This window comes from Pseudomonas sp. AC229, assembly GCF_979254655.1.
On sequence record NZ_CEEDHK010000028.1, the window covers coordinates 1 to 18,320 of the forward strand.

An 18,320-nucleotide genomic window follows, 5' to 3' on the forward strand; every position below is an offset into this window, starting at 1 on the left:
TTTAATGATACGGCGACCACCGAGATCTACACCGGCTCTACTTCGTCGGCAGCGTCAGATGTGTATAAGAGACAGCCAACACCTCGCCCGCAAACCCTCGCCACTGCTGGCGTGCAGCCCTTGGTACAGCTCTTGCTCTAGCCAAGGCATTAAGAAAAACCTCAAGGATTACCTATGGCCAAGCCCCTCCCTGTCACTGCCGCAGCGCAAGCGCCTGCTGTGTTAGCGACGGACTGATTTGTGAACACCTCGCGCACCACCTTCCTGCTCAATTTCATGCTCCTGGCCGCGTTCAGTGGCGCCACCATCGGCATGGCCAAAATCGTCACCACGCTTTATGCCTTGCACCTGGGCGCCAATGCCATGCAGGTGGGGATCATCTCGGCCATGGAATCGCTGGGCATGATTTTCCTCACCCTGCCGGCCGGCTTCGTGATCGCCCGCTACGGCGCGCGCCGGGTGTATTTTCTCGCGAGCCTGGGGCCGATGCTGCTCAACCTGGCGATTCCGCTGTTTGGCCACTGGCTGTGGTTAGCGGCGGCTCGGTTGCTGATCGGTTTGTGCATTCCGTTTCGCATCGTGTCGATGAACAGCGCCTTCCTTCAGCAGTTGCGTCATATCGGCAGCAGCAAGGCCGGCTGGTATCGCGGCGCGCTCACGGTGGGCATGGGGCTGATTGGCCCGCTGCTCGGCAACTGGCTGAGTTCGAGCACCAGTTTCACCTTCGGCTTTGTCGTGATCGGCCTCGCCTTTGGCGCCATGGCCGGTTACAGCCTGGGCTTTTGGAGCGATACACCGCCAGCGTCTGCCGACGGCGCAGCGGCCGGCGCTGCGCTGGGGATGTGGGGCGATATCAAAAGCATGATCGGCAACGTCGAAATCGCCCAAAGCTGCCTGATCGAACTGGTCGGCAGCGCCACCGGCTCGCTGTTTGGCACCTTCATCATTCTGCTCGCCATGGACGTCGCCAAGCTCAACCAGACCCAAGCCGTGAGCCTGGTGATGGTGCAAGGGTTGGCCTCGGTGGTGGCGCTGTTCAGCCTCGGGTATGTGCTGCAACGCCTGGGCCGCGTGTTCGCCTATGTGGTCAGCCTAAGCGCCGCGATCAGCGCTTTGCTGCTCGTGGGCCTGGCGCAGAACTACTGGCTGCTGGCCCTCGGCGGCGTGCTGTTAAGCACCGGCACGGCGCTGATTCATTTGGTCAACATGACGCAGATGAGCGAGCACAGCATGGACAAAAGCAAGATCTCCGGGCTGTTCAACCTGGCCAGCATGGTCGGCGGTTTCAGCGGCGCCATGCTCGGCGGCGTGCTGAGCCACTACCTCGGTTTGGCCAATCTGTTTTTGTGCTGGATTCCCGTGGTGCTGGGCATGGCCGTTCTCTGCTGGGTGCGGGCCATACGCCGCCACGCCCGGCCCGTTTTGATAAGTGAGGTGTGAGATGGCCCTGGACTGGAAACACTATGGCGGCAAGCTCACCTGGTTGATCTCGCCCCTGGCGTTGTTGGCGCTGTGGAGCTGGGCGACGGCCGTTGGCTGGTTCCCGAAAACCCTGCTGATTCCGCCGCTGTATGTACTGGAGGCGTTTCAGGAACTGCTCGCCAGCGGCGACTTGCAAGAGCATCTGCTTAACAGCCTGAGCCGTTTGGCCTTCGGCTTTGTTATCGGCTCGCTCGCAGGCTTGGCGTTTGGCGTGCTGATGGCGCTGTCGAAAACCGTGCAGGTGTATTGCGGGCCGCTGTTTCACGCGATCCGCCAGATACCCAGCATCGCCCTGATTCCCATGTTTGTGCTGTTCTTCGGCATTGAGGAAACCTTCAAAATCGTCATCGTCGCCAAGGCCGCGTTCTTCCCCGTTGCCCTGGCCGCCAGCGAAGGTGTGAAGGCGATTCCGCGCAGCTACTTCGAAGTCGCCAACGTGTACCGCCTGCCGTGGCCGACGCTGGTCAAGAAAATCGCCTTTCCCGCCGCTGCGCCGCCGATTATCACCGGCCTGCGCATCAGCCTGACCCGCGCCTGGGTGGTGCTGGTGGCCGCCGAGTTGCTGGCGGCTGACAACGGCTTGGGCCAGATGATTGAAATGGGCCGGCAAATGCTGCGCATCGACATTGTGATGGTCGGCGTGGTGGTGACCGGCGTGATCGGCTTTGGCCTGGATTTCGGCTTTCGCCTGCTGGAACGCCGCCTGTTCCGCTGGCAGGCCCGCTAGGAGATGAGCATGAACTACATAACCCGCCTGAAAGCGTTGCGCGGCCTGGTGTTGCCGGTGCTGTTGGTGCTGCTGTGGGACGCGCTGTCGCGTCAGGGCGCGACCTGGGCCTATGCGTTGGTGCCGGTCAACACCATCGGCGCCGCGTTTGTCGAGTTGCTCGGCAACGGCGAATTGCAAACCAACCTGCTCGCCAGCCTGGCGCGCACCACCACGGGCCTGGCGCTGGGCATTGGCTTTGGCGTGACCGTGGGCGTGTTGATGGCGCTTTCTAAAGTGGCCGACCGCCTGATCGGCCCGCTGTTTCATTCCATTCGCCAGGTGCCAATGCTCGGCTGGATTCCGTTGATTGCCATGTGGTTTGGCAACGGTGAAGTCTCGAAAATCCTGATCGTCACCCTCGCGGCGTTCTACCCCATGGTACTCAACACCTACGAAGGGTTTAGCGGCGTCGACAAACGCTACCGCGAAGTGGGCCGTGTGCTCGAACTGAGCCGCGCGCAGCAGTTTGTTTACGTACTGCTGCCGGCCGCCGTGCCGAGCATGGCCAACGGCATATTGCATGCGCTGGCGTTTGCCTGGGTGACGGCGGTGGGCAGCGAGTTGTTTCTGTCGTCCGGCCCTGGCCTGGGCAACCTGATGATGAACGCCGAGGCCGGCGCACGCATGGAGATCATCGTGGTCTGCGTGCTGTGCATCGGCCTGTGTGGCTACCTGATGAACCTGCTGTTTTCCCGCCTGAGCCGCTACGTGCTGCGCTGGCGTTCTATTCGTGGATAGGTGATCGCTGTGAACGCACAACTCAAACAAGCTCCGCTGGCCGCGCATCTCGCCCTGCCCGGCGCCCTGCAGATTCAGGGGCTTTCCAAGCAATACCGCATTGAAGGGCAACCGTTGCAGGTGTTGCAAAACATCAACCTGAACGTAAACCCGGGCGAGTTCGTCAGCATCATCGGCGCCAGCGGCTGCGGCAAATCCACCCTGCTGCGCCTGATCGTCGGCCTGGACAACGACTACAACGGCGACATTCTGCTCGACGGCCAGCGCATCACGGACACCAGCCTGGAACGCGGCATCGTGTTTCAGGACCACCGTTTGTTCCCGTGGATGACGGTCGAGAAAAACATAACCCTGGCCCTGAAAAACCAGGCGCAGAGCAAAGCCGAGAAACAGCAGCGCGTGGCTGAGCACATCGCCTTGGTCGGCCTTACCGGGTTTGAACAGGCGTACCCGCATCAACTCTCCGGCGGCATGGCGCAACGGGCCGCGATTGCCCGGGCACTGATTACCCAACCGAAAATTTTGCTGCTCGACGAACCCCTCGGCGCCCTCGACGCCCTCACCCGCGTGCACCTGCAAGGCGAATTACAACGCATCTGGGTGCAACAGCGCAGCACCATGATCATGGTGACCCATGATGTTGAAGAAGCGCTGTACCTGGGGGATCGGGTGATTGTTTTGGACTCGTATCCGGGGCGCATTAAGCACGAAATTCGCGTGGACCTGCCCCACCCTCGGGATCGCGCGGCGCCGGAGTTGAAGCGGTTGAAGGATGAGTTGTTGGGGGAATTGACTGGGCATTGAGGGGGCCATTGGCTGCGGTGCTTGAGGGGGCGACGGTGCTTCAACCGGTTACACCGTCATCCTGGCGAACGCGGGGATCCAGAGTCTTGAAGGTGACGACGTTACAAACCCCACCCCCGTCATCCTCGCGAACGCGGGGATCCAGGCTTTGGCGACGAGCACCGTAACGTCCGAAACTCTGGATTCCCGCTTTCGCGGGAATGACGGAGGTTTTGGCGTAGACGTGTGTACATGACGTGAGATTTGCGAGCCTGAGGCTAAGCGATGGCGAGAACGTCATCCCCAACCCCAACACCGTCATTCCCGCGCCGGCGGGAATCCCCCCCCCCGAAACTGACAGCCCGGTCATTTACACGTCACCCTCATGACCGCCTCGACCCGGTATAACGGCACGCTACCTTCCCCTTCATTCCAGCTCTGGCGTCATCCGCATGCGCACTCGCAGCAAAATCGTGATCTCCCTCGTGCTGGTGGCGGCCGCCGCCCTCGCTTTGAAAAGCGTTCTACCGAAACCCAATACAACCAAAACTGCCGGCCCTGTAGGCATACCCGTGCACGTAGTGGCGGTTAAGCAGCAAGACGTACCGCGATTTATCAGTGCCATCGGCACGGTGTTGTCGCTGCACAGCGTGGTGGTGCGCACGCAGATTGATGGCGTGCTCACTCAGTTGCTGGTGAAAGAAGGCCAATGGGTAAAGGCCGGCGACCTGATGGCGCAGATTGATGACCGGGCCATTCGCGCCAGCCTCGATCAGGCCAAGGCGCAGTTGGGCCAGGCACAGGCGCAGTTGCATGTCGCCGAGGTCGATTTGAAGCGCTACAAGCTGCTCAGTGTCGACGACGGCGTGTCCAAGCAAACCCTCGATCAGCAGCAGGCGTTGACCGACCAGTTGAAGGCCACGGTGCAAGGCAATCAGGCGGCGATTGCAGCGGCGCAAGTGCAGTTGTCGTTTACCCAGATTCGCTCGCCGGTCGCTGGCCGGGTGGGGATTCGCACGGTCGATCCGGGCAATTTCCTGCGCGTCAGCGATGCCCAGGGCTTGTTTAGCGTCACCCAAATCGACCCCATCGCGGTGGAGTTTTCCTTGCCACAAAACCTGTTGCCCACCTTGCAGCAACTGCTCAACGCGCCAACCCCGGCGCTGGTCAATGCCTACCTCAGCGACCACGAACAAACCGGCACCCTGCTCGCTAAGGGCCAGTTGCGTTTGATCGACAACCAAGTCAGCGCCAGCACCGGCACGCTGCGGGCCAAGGCCCAGTTTGCCAATGCCAAGCAAACCCTGTGGCCCGGCCAATTGGTCACGGTGAAGGTGCAAACCGCCGTCGACCAAGGCGCGCTGGTGGTGCCGCCGCAGGTGGTGCAGCGCGGGCTGGAGAATTATTTCGTGTACCGCGTTAACGGCGACACGGTGGAAAGCGTGCCGGTGAAGGTGCTGTACCAAGACAGCGAGCTGAACATTATCCAAGGCGTGCAGCCGGCGGCGATTCAGGCTGGCACCGTGCTGATTCGCGATGGCCAGTCGCGCTTGAAGCCGGGGTCGAAAATCGAGGTGTTGAGCGATGAACCCGCCGCCACGGCACAGGTGCAACCGTGACCGGGCGCGGCGCGGTATCGGCCTGGTGTGTCGATCACCCGGTCGCCACCTTGCTGCTGACCTTCGCCTTGGTACTGCTGGGGCTGGTGGCTTTTCCGCAGCTGCCGCTGGCGCCGTTGCCAGAGGCTGAGTTTCCGACCATTCAGGTGAACGCGCAGCTGCCCGGCGCCAGCCCGGACACCATGGCCTCGTCGGTGGCCACGCCGCTTGAGGTGCAGTTCAGTGCCATTCCCGGCATGACGCAGATGACCTCAACCAGTGCCCTGGGCTCGACCAACCTGATTCTGCAATTCACCCTCGACAAGAGCATCGACAGCGCCGCCCAGGAAGTGCAAGCGGCCATCAACACCGCCGCCGGCAAGCTGCCGCAAGACATGCCCAGCCTGCCGACCTGGCGCAAGGTCAACCCGGCGGACAGCCCGGTGCTGATCCTCGCCGTCAGTTCGACGCAAATGCCCGGCACCGAACTCAGTGACCAGGCCGAAACCATTCTGGCCCGCCAGCTGAGCCAGATTGATGGCGTTGGCCTGATCAACATCAGCGGCCAGCAACGTCCGGCTATCCGTGTGCAAGCCTCGCCGGACAAACTCGCTGCCCTCGGCCTGACCCTTGCCGACCTGCGCACGGCGCTGCAACAAACCAGCCTCAACCTGGCCAAAGGCGCGCTGTACGGTGAGTCGAGCATTTCCACGCTGGCCACCAACGACCAGTTGTTTCACCCCGAAGACTACGGCCAGTTGATCGTCTCCTACAAAGATGGCGCGCCGGTTAGGGTCAACGATGTGGCGCGGGTGATCGACGGCGCGGAAAACGCCTATGTGCAGGCGTGGTCGAACGACCAGCCGGGGCTCAACCTGGTGATCTTCCGCCAGCCGGGCGCCAACATCGTCGACACCGTCGACCGTATTCAGGCCGAGCTGCCGCGCTTGCAGGCCATGCTTTCGGCGTCGGTGCAGGTTTCCGTGCTCAACGACCGCACGCAAACCATCCGCGCCTCGCTGCACGAAGTGGAAATTACCCTGCTGATTGCCGTGTTGCTGGTGGTCGCGGTGATGGCGTTGTTTCTGCGTCAGTGGTCAGCCACCTTGATTGTCACCAGCGTGTTGGCGGTGTCGCTGATTGCCAGCTTCGCGCTGATGTATGTGATGGGGTTCAGCCTCAACAACCTGACGCTGGTGGCCATCGTCGTTGCCGTCGGTTTTGTGGTGGACGATGCGATCGTCGTGGTGGAAAACATTCACCGGCACCTGGAAGCCGGTGAAGGCATGCGCGAAGCGGCGATCAAGGGCGCCGGCGAAATTGGTTTCACCGTGGTGTCCATCAGCTTCTCGCTGATTGCCGCGTTTATTCCGCTGCTGTTTATGGGCGGCGTGGTGGGGCGACTGTTCAAGGAATTTGCCCTGACCGCGACCTCGACCATTCTGATTTCCGTGGTGGTATCGCTGACACTGGCGCCGGCCTTGGCCGCCTTGTTTATGCGCGCCCAAGCCCACCACACCGGCGAGCGCAAAGGCTTCGGCGACTGGCTGTTAAGCCGCTATGACCACGGCCTGCGCCGCGCCCTGAATCACCAACGGTTAATGCTTGGCCTGTTCAGCGCCAGCCTGGTGTTGGCGGTGGTCGGTTACGTGTTTATTCCCAAAGGATTTTTCCCGGTGCAAGACACCGGCTTCGTGCTGGGCACCACCGAGGCGGCAGCGGATATCTCCTATCCCGAGATGGTTGCCAAGCACCGCGAGCTGGCGAAAATCGTGGCCGCCGATCCAGCTGTCAGCGTGTTTTCCCATATGGTCGGCGTATCCGGCAACAACCAGACCATCGCCAACGGCCGCTTCTGGATCACCCTCAAACCACGGGGTGAACGCGATGTATCGGCCAGCGAGTTCATCGACCGCATCCGCCCCAAACTCATGACCCTGCCCGGCATCGTGCTGTACCTGCGCGCCGGCCAGGACATCAACCTCAGCGCCGGCCCCAGCCGCAGCCAGTACCAGTACACGCTGAAAAGCAACGACGGCCCAAGCCTTAACCTGTGGACCCAGCGCCTCACCGACAAACTGCGCAGCAACCCGGCATTTCGCGACTTGTCCAACGACCTGCAACTGGGCGGCAGCATCACCCACATCAGCATCGACCGCAGCGCGGCGGCGCGTTTCGGGCTAACCACCAGCGATGTCGACCAAGCGCTGTACGACGCTTTCGGGCAGCGGCAAATCAGTGAATTCCAGACCGAGACCAACCAGTACAAGGTGATTCTGGAACTCAACGAGCAGCAGCGCGGCAAAGCCGAGAGCCTGAACTTCTTCTACCTGCGCTCGCCGCTAACCGATGAGATGGTGCCGCTGTCGGCCCTGGCCAAGGTCGACGTGCCCACCAGCGGGCCGTTGTCGATTGCCCACGACGGCATGTTCCCGGCGGCCAACCTGTCGTTCAACCTGGCGCCAGGCGTGGCCCTGGGCGACGCGGTGCGGGAACTGAACCAGGCCAAGCTCGACATCGGTATGCCGGCGGAAATAAGCGGCAATTTCCAGGGTGCGGCACAGGCATTCCAGAGTTCGCTGGCCAGTCAGCCGTGGCTGATTCTGGCGGCGCTGGTGGCGGTGTACATCATTCTGGGCGTGCTCTATGAAAGCTTCGTGCACCCGCTGACCATCATCTCCACCCTGCCCTCGGCCGGTCTTGGCGCCTTGGTGATGCTGTGGCTGTGCGGGCAGGATTTTTCCATCATGGCGCTGATCGGGCTGGTGCTGCTGATCGGCATCGTCAAGAAGAACGGCATTCTGATGATCGACTTCGCCCTGGAAGCCCAGCGCGAGCGCGGGCTGTCGCCGCAGGAGGCGATTTACCAAGCGTGCCTCACGCGCTTTCGGCCGATCATCATGACCACCCTCGCCGCCCTGCTCGGCGCCCTGCCGCTGATGCTCGGTTTTGGCACCGGCGCCGAGTTGCGCCAACCGCTGGGCATTGCCGTAGTCGGTGGTTTGTTGGTCAGCCAGGCGCTGACGCTGTTCACCACGCCGGTCATATACTTGGCGCTTGAGCGGTGGTTCCACCGACGCCAGGCGGCGCCGCTCGTTGCCACCGAACACTGAGCCCGACCATGCGCATTCTGATCATCGAAGACGAAGAAAAAACCGCCGACTACCTGCACCGTGGCCTCACCGAACAGGGCTACACCGTGGACGTGGCCCGCGACGGCATCGACGGCCTGCACCTGGCGCTGGAAAACGACTACGCGGTGATCGTGCTCGACGTCATGCTGCCCGGCCTCGACGGCTTCGGCGTGCTGCGTGCGCTGCGTGCGCGCAAACAAACGCCGGTGATCATGCTCACCGCCCGCGAACGCGTGGAAGACCGCATTCGCGGCTTGCGTGAAGGCGCCGACGATTACCTGGGCAAACCGTTCTCCTTTCTAGAACTGGTCGCCCGCCTGCAAGCCCTCACCCGGCGCAGCGGCGCCAGCCATGAGCCGGTGCAAATCAGCATCGCTGATCTGGCCGTCGACCTCATCAGCCGCAAAGCCACGCGCGCCGGCCAGCGGCTGGACCTCACCGCCAAAGAGTTCTCGTTGCTCAGCGCACTGGCTCGCCACCAAGGCGAAATTCTGTCGAAGACCGCCCTGGCCGAAATGGTCTGGGACGTGAATTTCGACAGCGACGCCAACGTCGTCGAAGTGGCGATCAAACGCCTGCGCGCCAAACTCGACGGGCCGTTTTCGGGCAAGTTGCTGCACACCATTCGCGGCATGGGCTATGTACTGGAGTGCCGCCATGGCGAGTGAAGCCACGCCGCTGAGCCGCTCGATTGCCTTGCGCATGAGCGCGCTGTTTACCTTGGTCGCGCTGCTGGTGTTTTTGCTCATTGGCGGCGCGTTGTACCAGCAGGTCGACAAGGGCATGAGCATGCTCCCCGACGCCGAACTGGACGCGCGCTACAGCGTGCTCGAGTCCGCCGTGGACCGTTTTGGCACGCCGGAGCACTGGCTGAAAATCACCAACAAACTCACCCTGCTCAGCGAAGAAGACAAACGCATCCGCTTCTGGGTGGTGAGTGGCAACCCGGCCTATGAATTCGGCGCGCCGACCCCGGCCATTCGAGCATTTGCCGCTGGCCCGCTGGGCATTCGCGAGCTGGTCACCGACGACCGCGCTTACCCGCAGAAAGTGCTGATCAGCCAATTCGAAGCCAAAGACGGCCGCCCGCCCCTGCGTTTTTTAATCACCATCGACACCGAAACCTTTTGGCAAACCCAGCACCACTTATTGATTGCCCTGCTGAGCCTGGCGGTGGCCGGCGTGCTGCTCGCGTCGGCGCTGGGTTATTGGGTGGCGCGGGTTGGTTTGCGGCCGCTGATCAAACTCTCAGCGGAAGCGGAAAAATTGACCCCGCCGAGGTTGTCGGGCCGCTTGCAACTGTCATCCCTACCGCCCGAACTGCAGCAATTCGCCAGCGCTTTCAACACCACGTTGGGCCGTGTGGAGCAGGCTTACACCCGCCTCGAATCCTTCAACGCCGACGTCGCCCATGAACTGCGCTCACCGCTGACCAACCTGATCGGCCAAACCCAAGTGGCCCTCACCCGAGGCCGCTCGGCCGAGCATTATTTTGAAGTGCTGCAATCCAACCTTGAAGAACTCGAACGCCTGCGCTCGATCATCAACGACATGCTGTTCCTGGCCCGCGCCGACCAGGGCGACAAAGCCACGCAACTGACCACCACCTCGTTGGCCGCTGAAGTGGCGACGGCGGTGGATTACCTGGATTTCATTCTTGAAGATGCCGGCGTCGACGTGCAGGTGCATGGCGACGCCGAGGTACTGATCGAACGCGCCCACTTTCTGCGCGCCTTGATCAACCTGCTCAACAACGCCGTGCAGCACACTGCTGCGGGGCACACGATCAATGTGTTTATTGATCGGCAGGGGCAACGGGTGAGCATTGGCGTGGCCAATCCGGGCGAGGTGATTGTGGGGGAGCATTTGCCGAGGTTGTTTGAGCGGTTTTATCGGGTGGATGCGGCGCGTTCGAACAGTGGGGCGAATCATGGGTTGGGGTTGGCGATTGTTAAGGCGATTGCGTTGATGCATGGGGGGGAGGTGTTTGTGGACAGTCGGGATGGGGTGAATACGTTTGGGATGTATCTGCCGGCGTGAGGCTGGCAGGTTGGTAGCGGGGTCTATCTCCAAACCCCGTCATCCCCGCTTAGGCGGCGGTCCGACGATTCGGTCCAAAATTTCCGGTCGTAACACGCCCGTCGCCCAAACCTCCGTCATCCTCGCGTAGGCGGTGGTCCGACAATTCGGGATCCAGAATCTTGAGCCGTATGCATTTGGCACTGGCGGCGGTATTCATCACCGCGTGTGCCGTACGCGGCGAAGCCCAACGCAATCGTCGCCCAAACCTCCGTCATCCTCGCGCAGGCGGTGGTCCGACAATTCGGGATCCAGAATCTTGAGCCGTATGCATATGGCACGGGCGGCGTTTGCTTTTGATCTGGCTTGTGATCTACCCGCCCCATTCATCGCAGGCCGAGTGGAGTCGACGTGTAGGGGGTTGAGCGGCCGGGAGCCGCGAGAGGCGTGTCGGGCCAAGGATGGCCCGTCTCGCCGTGCCCCCGGAGCGGCGACGGAGTGAGGGGACCAGGAGCGCAGCGGAAGGCCAAGGTAGGGGCAAGACTTTTTGGTTTCTTTTGTGTCGACTGACAAAAGAAACTCGCGCGTAAGGCGCGAAACAAAACGTTCAGCGCACGCGGTAATGAATACCTCCGCCTGTGCCTGATGCATACGACTCAAAATTCTGGATCCCCGCGTGCGCGAGGATGACGGAAGTTTGGGCGACCATTCGCTGCGTTCGGCACACGTGGTAATGAATGAATTACAGCATCGCGGCTTTAGCCGCGATTCCTGGAAACACTTCTCTCGCCCGCAGCCGCTTCATTGCTCACCCACCCGCTGCACCGCCCCCACAACCCGCAATAAATTCCCGCCATAAATATTGGCCAAGTCCCCTTCCCCATACCCGGCCTGTAACAGCCGCTCGGTAATGCGCCCCAACTGGCTCACATCGTCCATGCCGACCACGCCACCGCCGCCATCCCAGTCGGCGCCGATGGCCACGTGTTCGGGCCCAACCACGGCCAGTACATGCAGCAGATGACGGGTGAAGTCGTCAAAGCTCGCTTGCTGTTGCGGGTACGCGGCATCAGCTTGGCGGATGCGTTCGGCCAGGTCGGCGACGCGTTCGGGACTCAGCGCAGCGGCGTTGCGAAATTCGCGGTACAGCGGGCTCAGGGCTTTGTCGCGCAGGGGGTTGGGGCGGCGGGTGATGAGGTCGTTGGGGAAGCTGTTGATGCCCACCACGCCACCGGCGGCGGCCAGTCGACGCAGGCGGTTGTCGTCGAGGTTGCGGGGGCTAGCGGCGATCACGCGGCTGCCGGAGTGCGAGGCAATGATCGGCGCGCGACTCAGGGCCAGCACTTGGTCGAAGGTCGCGTCCGAGGCATGGGATACATCGAGCACAATGCCCAAACGGTTCGCCTCGGCGACCAGCGCTTTGCCGTCGGCGCTCAGGCCGTGCCAGTGCGGCAATGCCGTGGCGGAGTCGGCGAAGCTGTTGTTGGCGGCGTGTACCAAGCCAAGCATGCGCAGGCCCAGGCGGTGGTAGGTGACCAGGCGCGCGGGGTCGGCGGCCAGCGGTTCGGCGTTTTCCATGCTGATGAAGACCACGCGTTTGCCCTGCCCGGCGATACGTGTGGCGTCGTCGGCGGTCAGGGCCAGTTCGAAGTCGTTCGGGTGGCTGGCGAGCATGTCGCGGATGCGCGTGAGCACGGCCAGGCCATGTTCGCTGGCCAGCGTGCGACCTTCGTCGGTGAGCGGGCCCTGCGGCGTGAAGATGGCCCAAAAGCCACCGTCCAGGCCGCCGTCACGCATACGCGGCAGGTCGACTTGCGACAGGTCGTCTGCGTAGCGGTGACGCTGGCTGATGTCCCAGCCGGGCCGCGCCAGTTGCATGGATGTGTCGAGGTGGCTGTCGAGTATCAGCAAGCGTTGCTGCAAGGCGTCCTCAGCAAGCGTTGGGGCACTTGCCAGCGCCACGAGCAGCGCAACGGTTAGGCGCGTCACGGCTCAACCCCAGCGAAAGCTGCGGTCCCACAGCGTCGACACGTCCAGGGCCTTGGGCAGCACGCCGGCTTGGTAGAACACATCGGCCACCTCCTGCTGCGAGCGCACGGCGGCATCGTCGACCGGCTGCAATACACGCGGGCCGCTCTGGGCTTTGAACTGGGCGAGAAACACCTCTTTGGGAATGCCGAGAATTTTCTCGCTCTTGGCCGCCCAGGCTTCGGGGTTGTGTTGAATCCATTGCCAGGTGCGGTATTCACGCAGGATGTAGTCGGTAATGGCGGCGTGTTTTTTCGGGTCGGCGATGGTCTTGGCGTTGGCGGCGATCACGTAGTTGCCCGACAAGTAGCCCTGCCCCGTGCGCAACACCCGCGCGCCGCTGCGCAGTTCGGCCAGTTGGATGAAATAGCCGTATGTCACCCACGCATCAAGGTTGCCGTTTTGAAACGCGGCGAAGCCGTCTTGCGGGGTCAGCGCCATGGGCGTGATGTCGGCGAAACTCAGGCCTTGTTCTTTCAGGGCTTTGAGCAGCAGGAAATGCGAGGTGGTGGAGCGGATGTAACCGATGCGTTTGCCGCGCAGGTCGCCGAGGGTTTGGATGTTCGAGCCCTTGGGCACGATGATCGCCTGGTTGTTGACGTCGCCCGTGAGTACGGCAATCAGCTTTACCGGCGCCTGGTTTTTGATGCCGAAAATGGGCGGAATTTCGCTCATCGGCGCGATGTCGAGGGTGCCGCTGACCAACGCTTCGAAGGCCAGGTTGCCGCCGGTAAATTCGGCGTATTTCACCGGGTACGGCGGCGTCTCGATGCCCGCCTCGGCGAAAAAGGTCGGCGCCGCGCCTTTGTAAGTGGCCACGTGCAGACTGGCGCCTTCCCAGGGCGCCGCGCTGTGGGCCAGGCGCCACGGCAACGCGGCGGCCAAACCGGAGACGGCTGAGCGCTGGATAAATTCACGACGGTTCATAACGGTGGTCCTTCACTCAAGGAAATCGGGTTCTTCGCGCACCAGTCGGTCCCAGTGCGATTGCAGGGCAAACCAGCTGCCAAATTCGGTGCCCACTTGGCCGGCGGTGTGGCGCGCGACCTCGGCGGGAATCGGTTTCGGGGTGCCAGCGGCTTCGGCCAGCAGTTGGCTGTGGGCGGCGTTTTCCAAGGCGATAAAACGCCACACCGCCGCCTCCACGGTTTCGCCAACGGTGAGCAAGCCGTGGTTTTGCAGAATCAACGCCACGTTGTGCGCGCCCAGCGTGGCGGCGATGCGCGCGCCTTCGCTTTCTTCCAGCACCACGCCGCTGAAGTTGTCGAACAGCGCGTGCTTTTCATAAAACGCGCAGGCGTCCTGGGTCAGTGGGTCGAGCAAACGGCCAAGGCTGGACCAGGCTTTGCCGTACAGCGAATGCGCGTGCGCGGCGGCCACCACGTCGGGGCGCGCTTTGTGCAGGGCGGCATGAATGGCAAACGCGGCCAGATTCAGTGCGCCCTCGCCCTCAACGATTTCGCCTTCCGGGTTCACCAGCAGCAGGTCGCTGACGCGGATATGGCCGAAGTAGACGCCCACCGGGTTTACCCAGAAATGCTCAGGAAATTCCGGGTCGCGCACGGTGATATGCCCAGCGCCGCCCATGTCGAAGCCATGCCGCGCAAACAGCCGAAAACCCGCCGCCAATCGCTCGCGGCGCAAACGCCGTTCGGCGGCATAGGTGCTCTGTTGCGGCGGATGTTGCCAGCGAAAAACGGTGTGACCGTCGCGCTGCAAACCATAGGCGGACGGTCTGGGCAGACCGGGCGGTTGGGCACTCATGCGGGAACTCCTTTAAGCCGTTGGCCGGCAACGGACACGGCGTTTTCCAAGCCGTCGCCGGCGCGCCACCGTTGAAGGTTGCGGGCCAGCAGCGCGGCGATATTGAGGTAAACCTGCGGCGAGTTCGCCGAGGTGTGCGGCGATAACCGCACCCGCGCGTGGCCATACAGCCAATGGCCAGCCGGCAGCGGTTCGGGGTCGGTGACATCGAGGCTGGCCAGGCCGATGTGCCCGGTATCCAGCGCCTCGCGCAGGGCGTCCTGATCGATCAGGCTGCCGCGCGCCACATTGATCAAGTGCAGGCCCGGTTTAGCCGAGGCCAGGACGGCGCGGTTGACCACACGGTAGGTCTGCGCCGTGGCGGGCGCGGCCAGCAGCAGGTGATCGGCGCGGGCGAACAGGTCGTGAATGTCCCGTGCGGGCTGAATACCCGGCAGGTCGAAGGGTTTGGCCGAGCCACGCAAGGCGACCACGTTCATGCCCAGCGCCAGGGCTTTGTGCGCGGTGCTGCGAGCAATGCTGCCGAAGCCGAATAGCCCCAACGTGCTGCCGCTGACCGACGCCAACGCGCGCTGCTGCCACTGACTGGCGTCGTTGATCCACACCGCTGGCAACTGCTTGGCGGCAGCCAGCACGCAGGCCAAGGCGAACTCGGCGATGGCCTCGGCCGTGGCGCCCCGCGCACTGGCAACCGGCACGCGCTCAAGCAACCAGGGCGGGAAAAAGTCGATGCCCGAGCTCACCAGTTGAATGAACTGCAACCCATAGGGCCAGCCGACCGGCTCTTCGGCGCTGAGCAATTTCGGCTGCGGTGCGGCCAACATTACCTGCACGTCCGTTGGCAAGCCGGCAAACACCCCGCGCGGCCAATCCAGCACCTCGGCATCCGGCAGCACGCGCCGCAAGTGCGCGTTAAACGCCACGTCCAATTGGCTGGCAATTCGTAACGTGCTCATGCCAGCGCCTCGGCGGCCTGGGCGAAAGCAGCGCGGCCGGCGGCGCCAAGAATGGCGTCGTCTTGCGGGGTGTGAATGCGGCTGCACAGCACGTCACGGTAATGGCGCTCAAGTGGATTGCCGCGCGCCAATGCCGGGTTGCCGATGGCCTCGATGCCCAGTTCCACGGCTTTGATCGCCTGGTGGGTGACCAGGTATTTGATCTGCGTGGCTTCGCTGGCCGGCACGCGCCCTTCAGCGGCGGCATCGAGCAGCACGCGGTTGGACAACAGCAACGCATCGATACGGCCGACCACTTCCTGAAAGCGCGGCAACGTCGCCAGCGGCGCGCCGAGGTTGGCCGGCGTGCGTTCGCGCAGCCAGCCCACCAGCCAGTCGCGGGCCGCCTGCGCCACGCCGTCGTAGATGCTCGACAGCAACACCGCCAGCCACAGCACGCCCGAAGGGTCGAGTTCCGAGGGGCGCGGCACGTCGGCCGGCTGCACGTCGACGGCGTGGTCGAAGGGCACGAGCACGTTGTCAAAAATCACGTCGTGGCTGCCGGTGGCGCGCATGCCGAGGTGGTCCCAGGTTTCTTCGACGCGAATGCCCGGCGTATCGCGGTGCACCAGCCAGGTGCCCACGCGCGGCACGCTGTCATCGCTGCGCGCCCACACCGACAGCCAGGTCAAACCGGGAATGCCGGTGGAATAAATTTTCCGCCCGTTTAGCCGCCAGCCTTCGGGCACCCGCGTGGCCAGCGTGGCGGGCAAGCCTCCGCGCGCCGGGGTGCCGAGTTCGGGTTCCACGCGCAGGGCGTTGATCAGCGCGCCCTCTTCCACTGCTTCGCGCGCCACGCGCAGGCGCAGGTATTCGGGCCAGGCCAGGTTTTTTTGCAGGCGCGTGTGTTGCAGGTATTGCATCACCAGCACCAAGGCGGTGGACGGTTCGCCCTTGGCCACGGCGCTGATTACACGCCGCGCCTGGGCCAGCGTGGCGCCGCTGCCGCCCAGCTCGCGCGGCACGGTCAGGGCCAGCAACTGGTGCTCGTGCAAACGCTGCAAATTGGCGTGGGGGAATTCGCTGTGGCGGTCGTAATGGCCGGCGCTGGCGGCGAACTCGGCGCTCAGTCGGTCGAGCAGCTGGGCAAAGGCCGGGCTGTCCAAATCGGGCCGGGTGTCCACGGCGATGGCGGGCTGGGCAGTCAGGGTCATCGGTGCGTTCCGGTCAGGTAGAAGGAATGGTTGGGCACGGCCGCTGGTGCAGACTCGACGCCGAGCAAGGTGAGCAGATGGCGGCGAATGTCCTGCAACGAGCGTGTGGCAATTTCCCGTGGGCGCGGCTGGGTAATGGCCAGGTCGTCGACGATGCGACCCTGGTCCAACACCAACACGCGGTCGGCCAGCAACACGGCTTCGTCGACGTCGTGGGTCACCAGCAGCACCGCCGGTTCATGTTTGCGCCACAGCTCAAGCACCAACTGCTGCATGCGCAGACGGGTGAGCGCATCGAGGGCGGCGAAAGGTTCGTCAAGCAGCAGCAGTTTCGGCTCGCGCACCAAGGCCCGGGCCAGCGCCACCCGCTGCGCCTCGCCGCCCGACAAGGTGCCGGGCCAGGCTTGCAAACGATGCTGCAAACCCACTTCCGCCATCGCCGCCAGCGCCCGTTCACGCGGCTCTGGCCCGCGCAAGCCAAGGCTGACATTGCGCCAGGCGCGCTTCCACGGCATCAGGCGCGGCTCCTGAAACACCGCCGCACGGGCGTCGGGCACTTGCAGTTGGCCGCTGTCGATCTGATCCAAACCGGCCAGGGCGCGCAGCAAAGTGGTTTTTCCCGAACCGCTGCGCCCCAGCAAGGCCACGAATTGGCCGGCGCCGATCTCCAGGTCGAGGCCATCCAGAATGCGCTGCGGGCCAAATTGGCGAACCGCCTGGCGCACCGACACCGCAGAAAAAGAGCCACCGCGAGGCATGTTCAACTCCCAATGAATGTCGGCCGCCAGGCCAGGGTGAAACGTTCAAGCCCGCGCACCAGGGCATCGATGCCCAGGCCCAGCACGCTGTACACGAGAAGGCAGATGACGATGACGTCGGTGCGCATAAAGTCGCGGGCATCGTTGACCAGGTAGCCGATGCCGGCCGTGGCGTTGATCTGCTCGACGACCACCAACCCCAGCCAACTGATGCCGAACGCATAGCGCAAGCCGACAAAAAACGACGGCAAGGCGCCCGGCAAAATCACATGCCACACGCGCTCGCGCCGGTTGAGGCCGAACAGCGTGGCCGCTTCGATCAGCTTCGGATCAAGGCCACGGATGCCGGCAAACAAAGTGAGGTAAATGGGAAAGGTGGTGCCCAGGGCGATGAGCGCGATCTTTGGCGTTTCGCCCACGCCGAACCACAAAATAAACAGCGGCACGATGGCCAGAAACGGCAAGGTACGCAGCATTTGCATGGGCGAGTCGATGGCCAACTCGCCACCGCGTGACAGCCCCGCCACCAGCGCCAACGTAGTGCCCACGCTAACGCCAATCGCCAGGCCGCTAAGCGCACGCCCCAACGACACCCACAAATGCCCAGCCAACTCACCGCTCGCCAGCAACTGCCACAAGGTGCCGCCGATAGCGCTGGGCGCGGCGATAACGCGCGTCGGCAACACACCGGTTTGCGAGGCCACTTCCCACAGCAACAGCAACAGCAACGGACTGACCAACCGCGCCGCCACGTTGCGCACCATCGGCCAGCGAGCAAGTGAACGTACTGACATGCCATCTCCCTGAAATCAGCAAATGAAGGCTGCGAAGCCTTCAGGTGGGGCCATGGTAACTACATAAGAAATGAGCGGGAAATTCGATTTGGTTCTAACCTAATATGTAATGGGCGCATTACCTTTGTTTTTTGATATGCGCCGTGAGCATATTAATTAAGGGTGAATATGCCGGATCAGCGGCGCGGCTATCGCGGCTGAAGCCGCTCCCACAGAGGCACCGACCACCTGTAGGAGCAACTGTCTTGTTCACGCGCCAACTGACTGCCAGGGCGTTCCGTCTCGGAGCATGGCGTTCAGGCGA

Annotated in this window: 15 protein-coding genes; 8 read left to right on the plus strand and 7 right to left on the minus strand. The window is 63.0% G+C overall.

Features of this window, described 5'->3' with window-relative positions:
• Positions 1 to 240: 240 nt before the first annotated feature.
• The 8 genes from AC0IW7_RS24410 to AC0IW7_RS24445 all read left to right on the plus strand — a co-directional run bounded on the left by AC0IW7_RS24410 (position 241) and on the right by AC0IW7_RS24445 (position 10,544).
• Positions 241 to 1,440: an MFS transporter gene (locus AC0IW7_RS24410; RefSeq protein WP_471821408.1), complete on the plus strand. Its 1,200-nt coding sequence runs from the start codon at positions 241 to 243 to the stop codon at positions 1,438 to 1,440.
• Between the two features lies 1 nt (position 1,441).
• A complete protein-coding gene (locus AC0IW7_RS24415; protein WP_471821410.1) occupies positions 1,442 to 2,209 on the plus strand; it encodes an ABC transporter permease in 768 nt (255 codons plus the stop codon).
• Between the two features lie 9 nt (positions 2,210 to 2,218).
• The gene (locus AC0IW7_RS24420) at positions 2,219 to 2,989 is read left to right on the plus strand and encodes an ABC transporter permease (RefSeq protein WP_471821411.1); all 771 of its coding nucleotides are present in this window, start codon (positions 2,219 to 2,221) and stop codon (positions 2,987 to 2,989) included.
• 9 nt (positions 2,990 to 2,998) lie between these two features.
• Entirely contained in the window at positions 2,999 to 3,793 is a 795-nt protein-coding gene (locus AC0IW7_RS24425) for an ABC transporter ATP-binding protein (RefSeq protein ID WP_471821413.1), read from the plus strand.
• A 431-nt stretch (positions 3,794 to 4,224) separates the two neighbouring features.
• On the plus strand, positions 4,225 to 5,391 hold the full coding sequence (locus tag AC0IW7_RS24430; protein ID WP_471821415.1) for an efflux RND transporter periplasmic adaptor subunit: 1,167 nt from the start codon (positions 4,225 to 4,227) through the stop codon (positions 5,389 to 5,391).
• Positions 5,388 to 8,483 (plus strand): multidrug efflux RND transporter permease subunit, encoded by a 3,096-nt coding sequence (locus AC0IW7_RS24435; protein WP_471821417.1) that lies wholly within the window; start codon positions 5,388 to 5,390, stop codon positions 8,481 to 8,483. The genes AC0IW7_RS24430 and AC0IW7_RS24435 overlap by 4 nt, the downstream gene beginning before the upstream one ends.
• An 8-nt stretch (positions 8,484 to 8,491) precedes the next feature.
• Positions 8,492 to 9,172, plus strand: coding sequence for a heavy metal response regulator transcription factor (locus AC0IW7_RS24440; protein WP_471821418.1), 681 nt, complete (start codon positions 8,492 to 8,494; stop codon positions 9,170 to 9,172).
• A complete protein-coding gene (locus AC0IW7_RS24445; RefSeq protein ID WP_471821420.1) occupies positions 9,162 to 10,544 on the plus strand; it encodes a heavy metal sensor histidine kinase in 1,383 nt (460 codons plus the stop codon). Before AC0IW7_RS24440 ends, AC0IW7_RS24445 begins: the two co-directional genes overlap by 11 nt.
• Positions 10,545 to 11,324: 780 nt before the next feature.
• Here the strand turns inward: AC0IW7_RS24445 and AC0IW7_RS24450 are convergent.
• Genes AC0IW7_RS24450 through AC0IW7_RS24480 form a run of 7 tightly spaced genes read right to left on the minus strand, consistent with a single transcriptional unit; the run spans position 11,325 to position 18,016 of the window.
• On the minus strand, positions 11,325 to 12,512 hold the full coding sequence (locus AC0IW7_RS24450; protein WP_471821422.1) for a dipeptidase: 1,188 nt from the start codon (positions 12,510 to 12,512) through the stop codon (positions 11,325 to 11,327).
• Between the two features lie 3 nt (positions 12,513 to 12,515).
• Complete coding sequence (locus AC0IW7_RS24455) at positions 12,516 to 13,478, minus strand: ABC transporter substrate-binding protein (protein WP_471821424.1); 963 nt, start codon at positions 13,476 to 13,478, stop codon at positions 12,516 to 12,518.
• A gap of 12 nt (positions 13,479 to 13,490) precedes the next feature.
• Complete coding sequence (locus AC0IW7_RS24460) at positions 13,491 to 14,315, minus strand: class II aldolase/adducin family protein (RefSeq protein WP_471821425.1); 825 nt, start codon at positions 14,313 to 14,315, stop codon at positions 13,491 to 13,493.
• On the minus strand, positions 14,312 to 15,271 hold the full coding sequence (locus AC0IW7_RS24465; protein WP_471821427.1) for a D-isomer specific 2-hydroxyacid dehydrogenase family protein: 960 nt from the start codon (positions 15,269 to 15,271) through the stop codon (positions 14,312 to 14,314). The genes AC0IW7_RS24460 and AC0IW7_RS24465 overlap by 4 nt, the downstream gene beginning before the upstream one ends.
• Complete coding sequence (locus AC0IW7_RS24470; RefSeq protein WP_471821429.1) at positions 15,268 to 16,464, minus strand: acyl-CoA dehydrogenase family protein; 1,197 nt, start codon at positions 16,462 to 16,464, stop codon at positions 15,268 to 15,270. The genes AC0IW7_RS24465 and AC0IW7_RS24470 overlap by 4 nt, the downstream gene beginning before the upstream one ends.
• Positions 16,461 to 17,222, minus strand: coding sequence for an ABC transporter ATP-binding protein (locus AC0IW7_RS24475; RefSeq protein ID WP_471821431.1), 762 nt, complete (start codon positions 17,220 to 17,222; stop codon positions 16,461 to 16,463). Before AC0IW7_RS24475 ends, AC0IW7_RS24470 begins: the two co-directional genes overlap by 4 nt.
• Before the next feature lie 2 nt (positions 17,223 to 17,224).
• Positions 17,225 to 18,016 carry an ABC transporter permease gene (locus AC0IW7_RS24480; RefSeq protein ID WP_463549752.1) on the minus strand — a complete coding sequence of 264 codons (792 nt, stop codon included), beginning with the start codon at positions 18,014 to 18,016 and terminating at the stop codon, positions 17,225 to 17,227.
• Positions 18,017 to 18,320 lie beyond the last annotated feature (304 nt).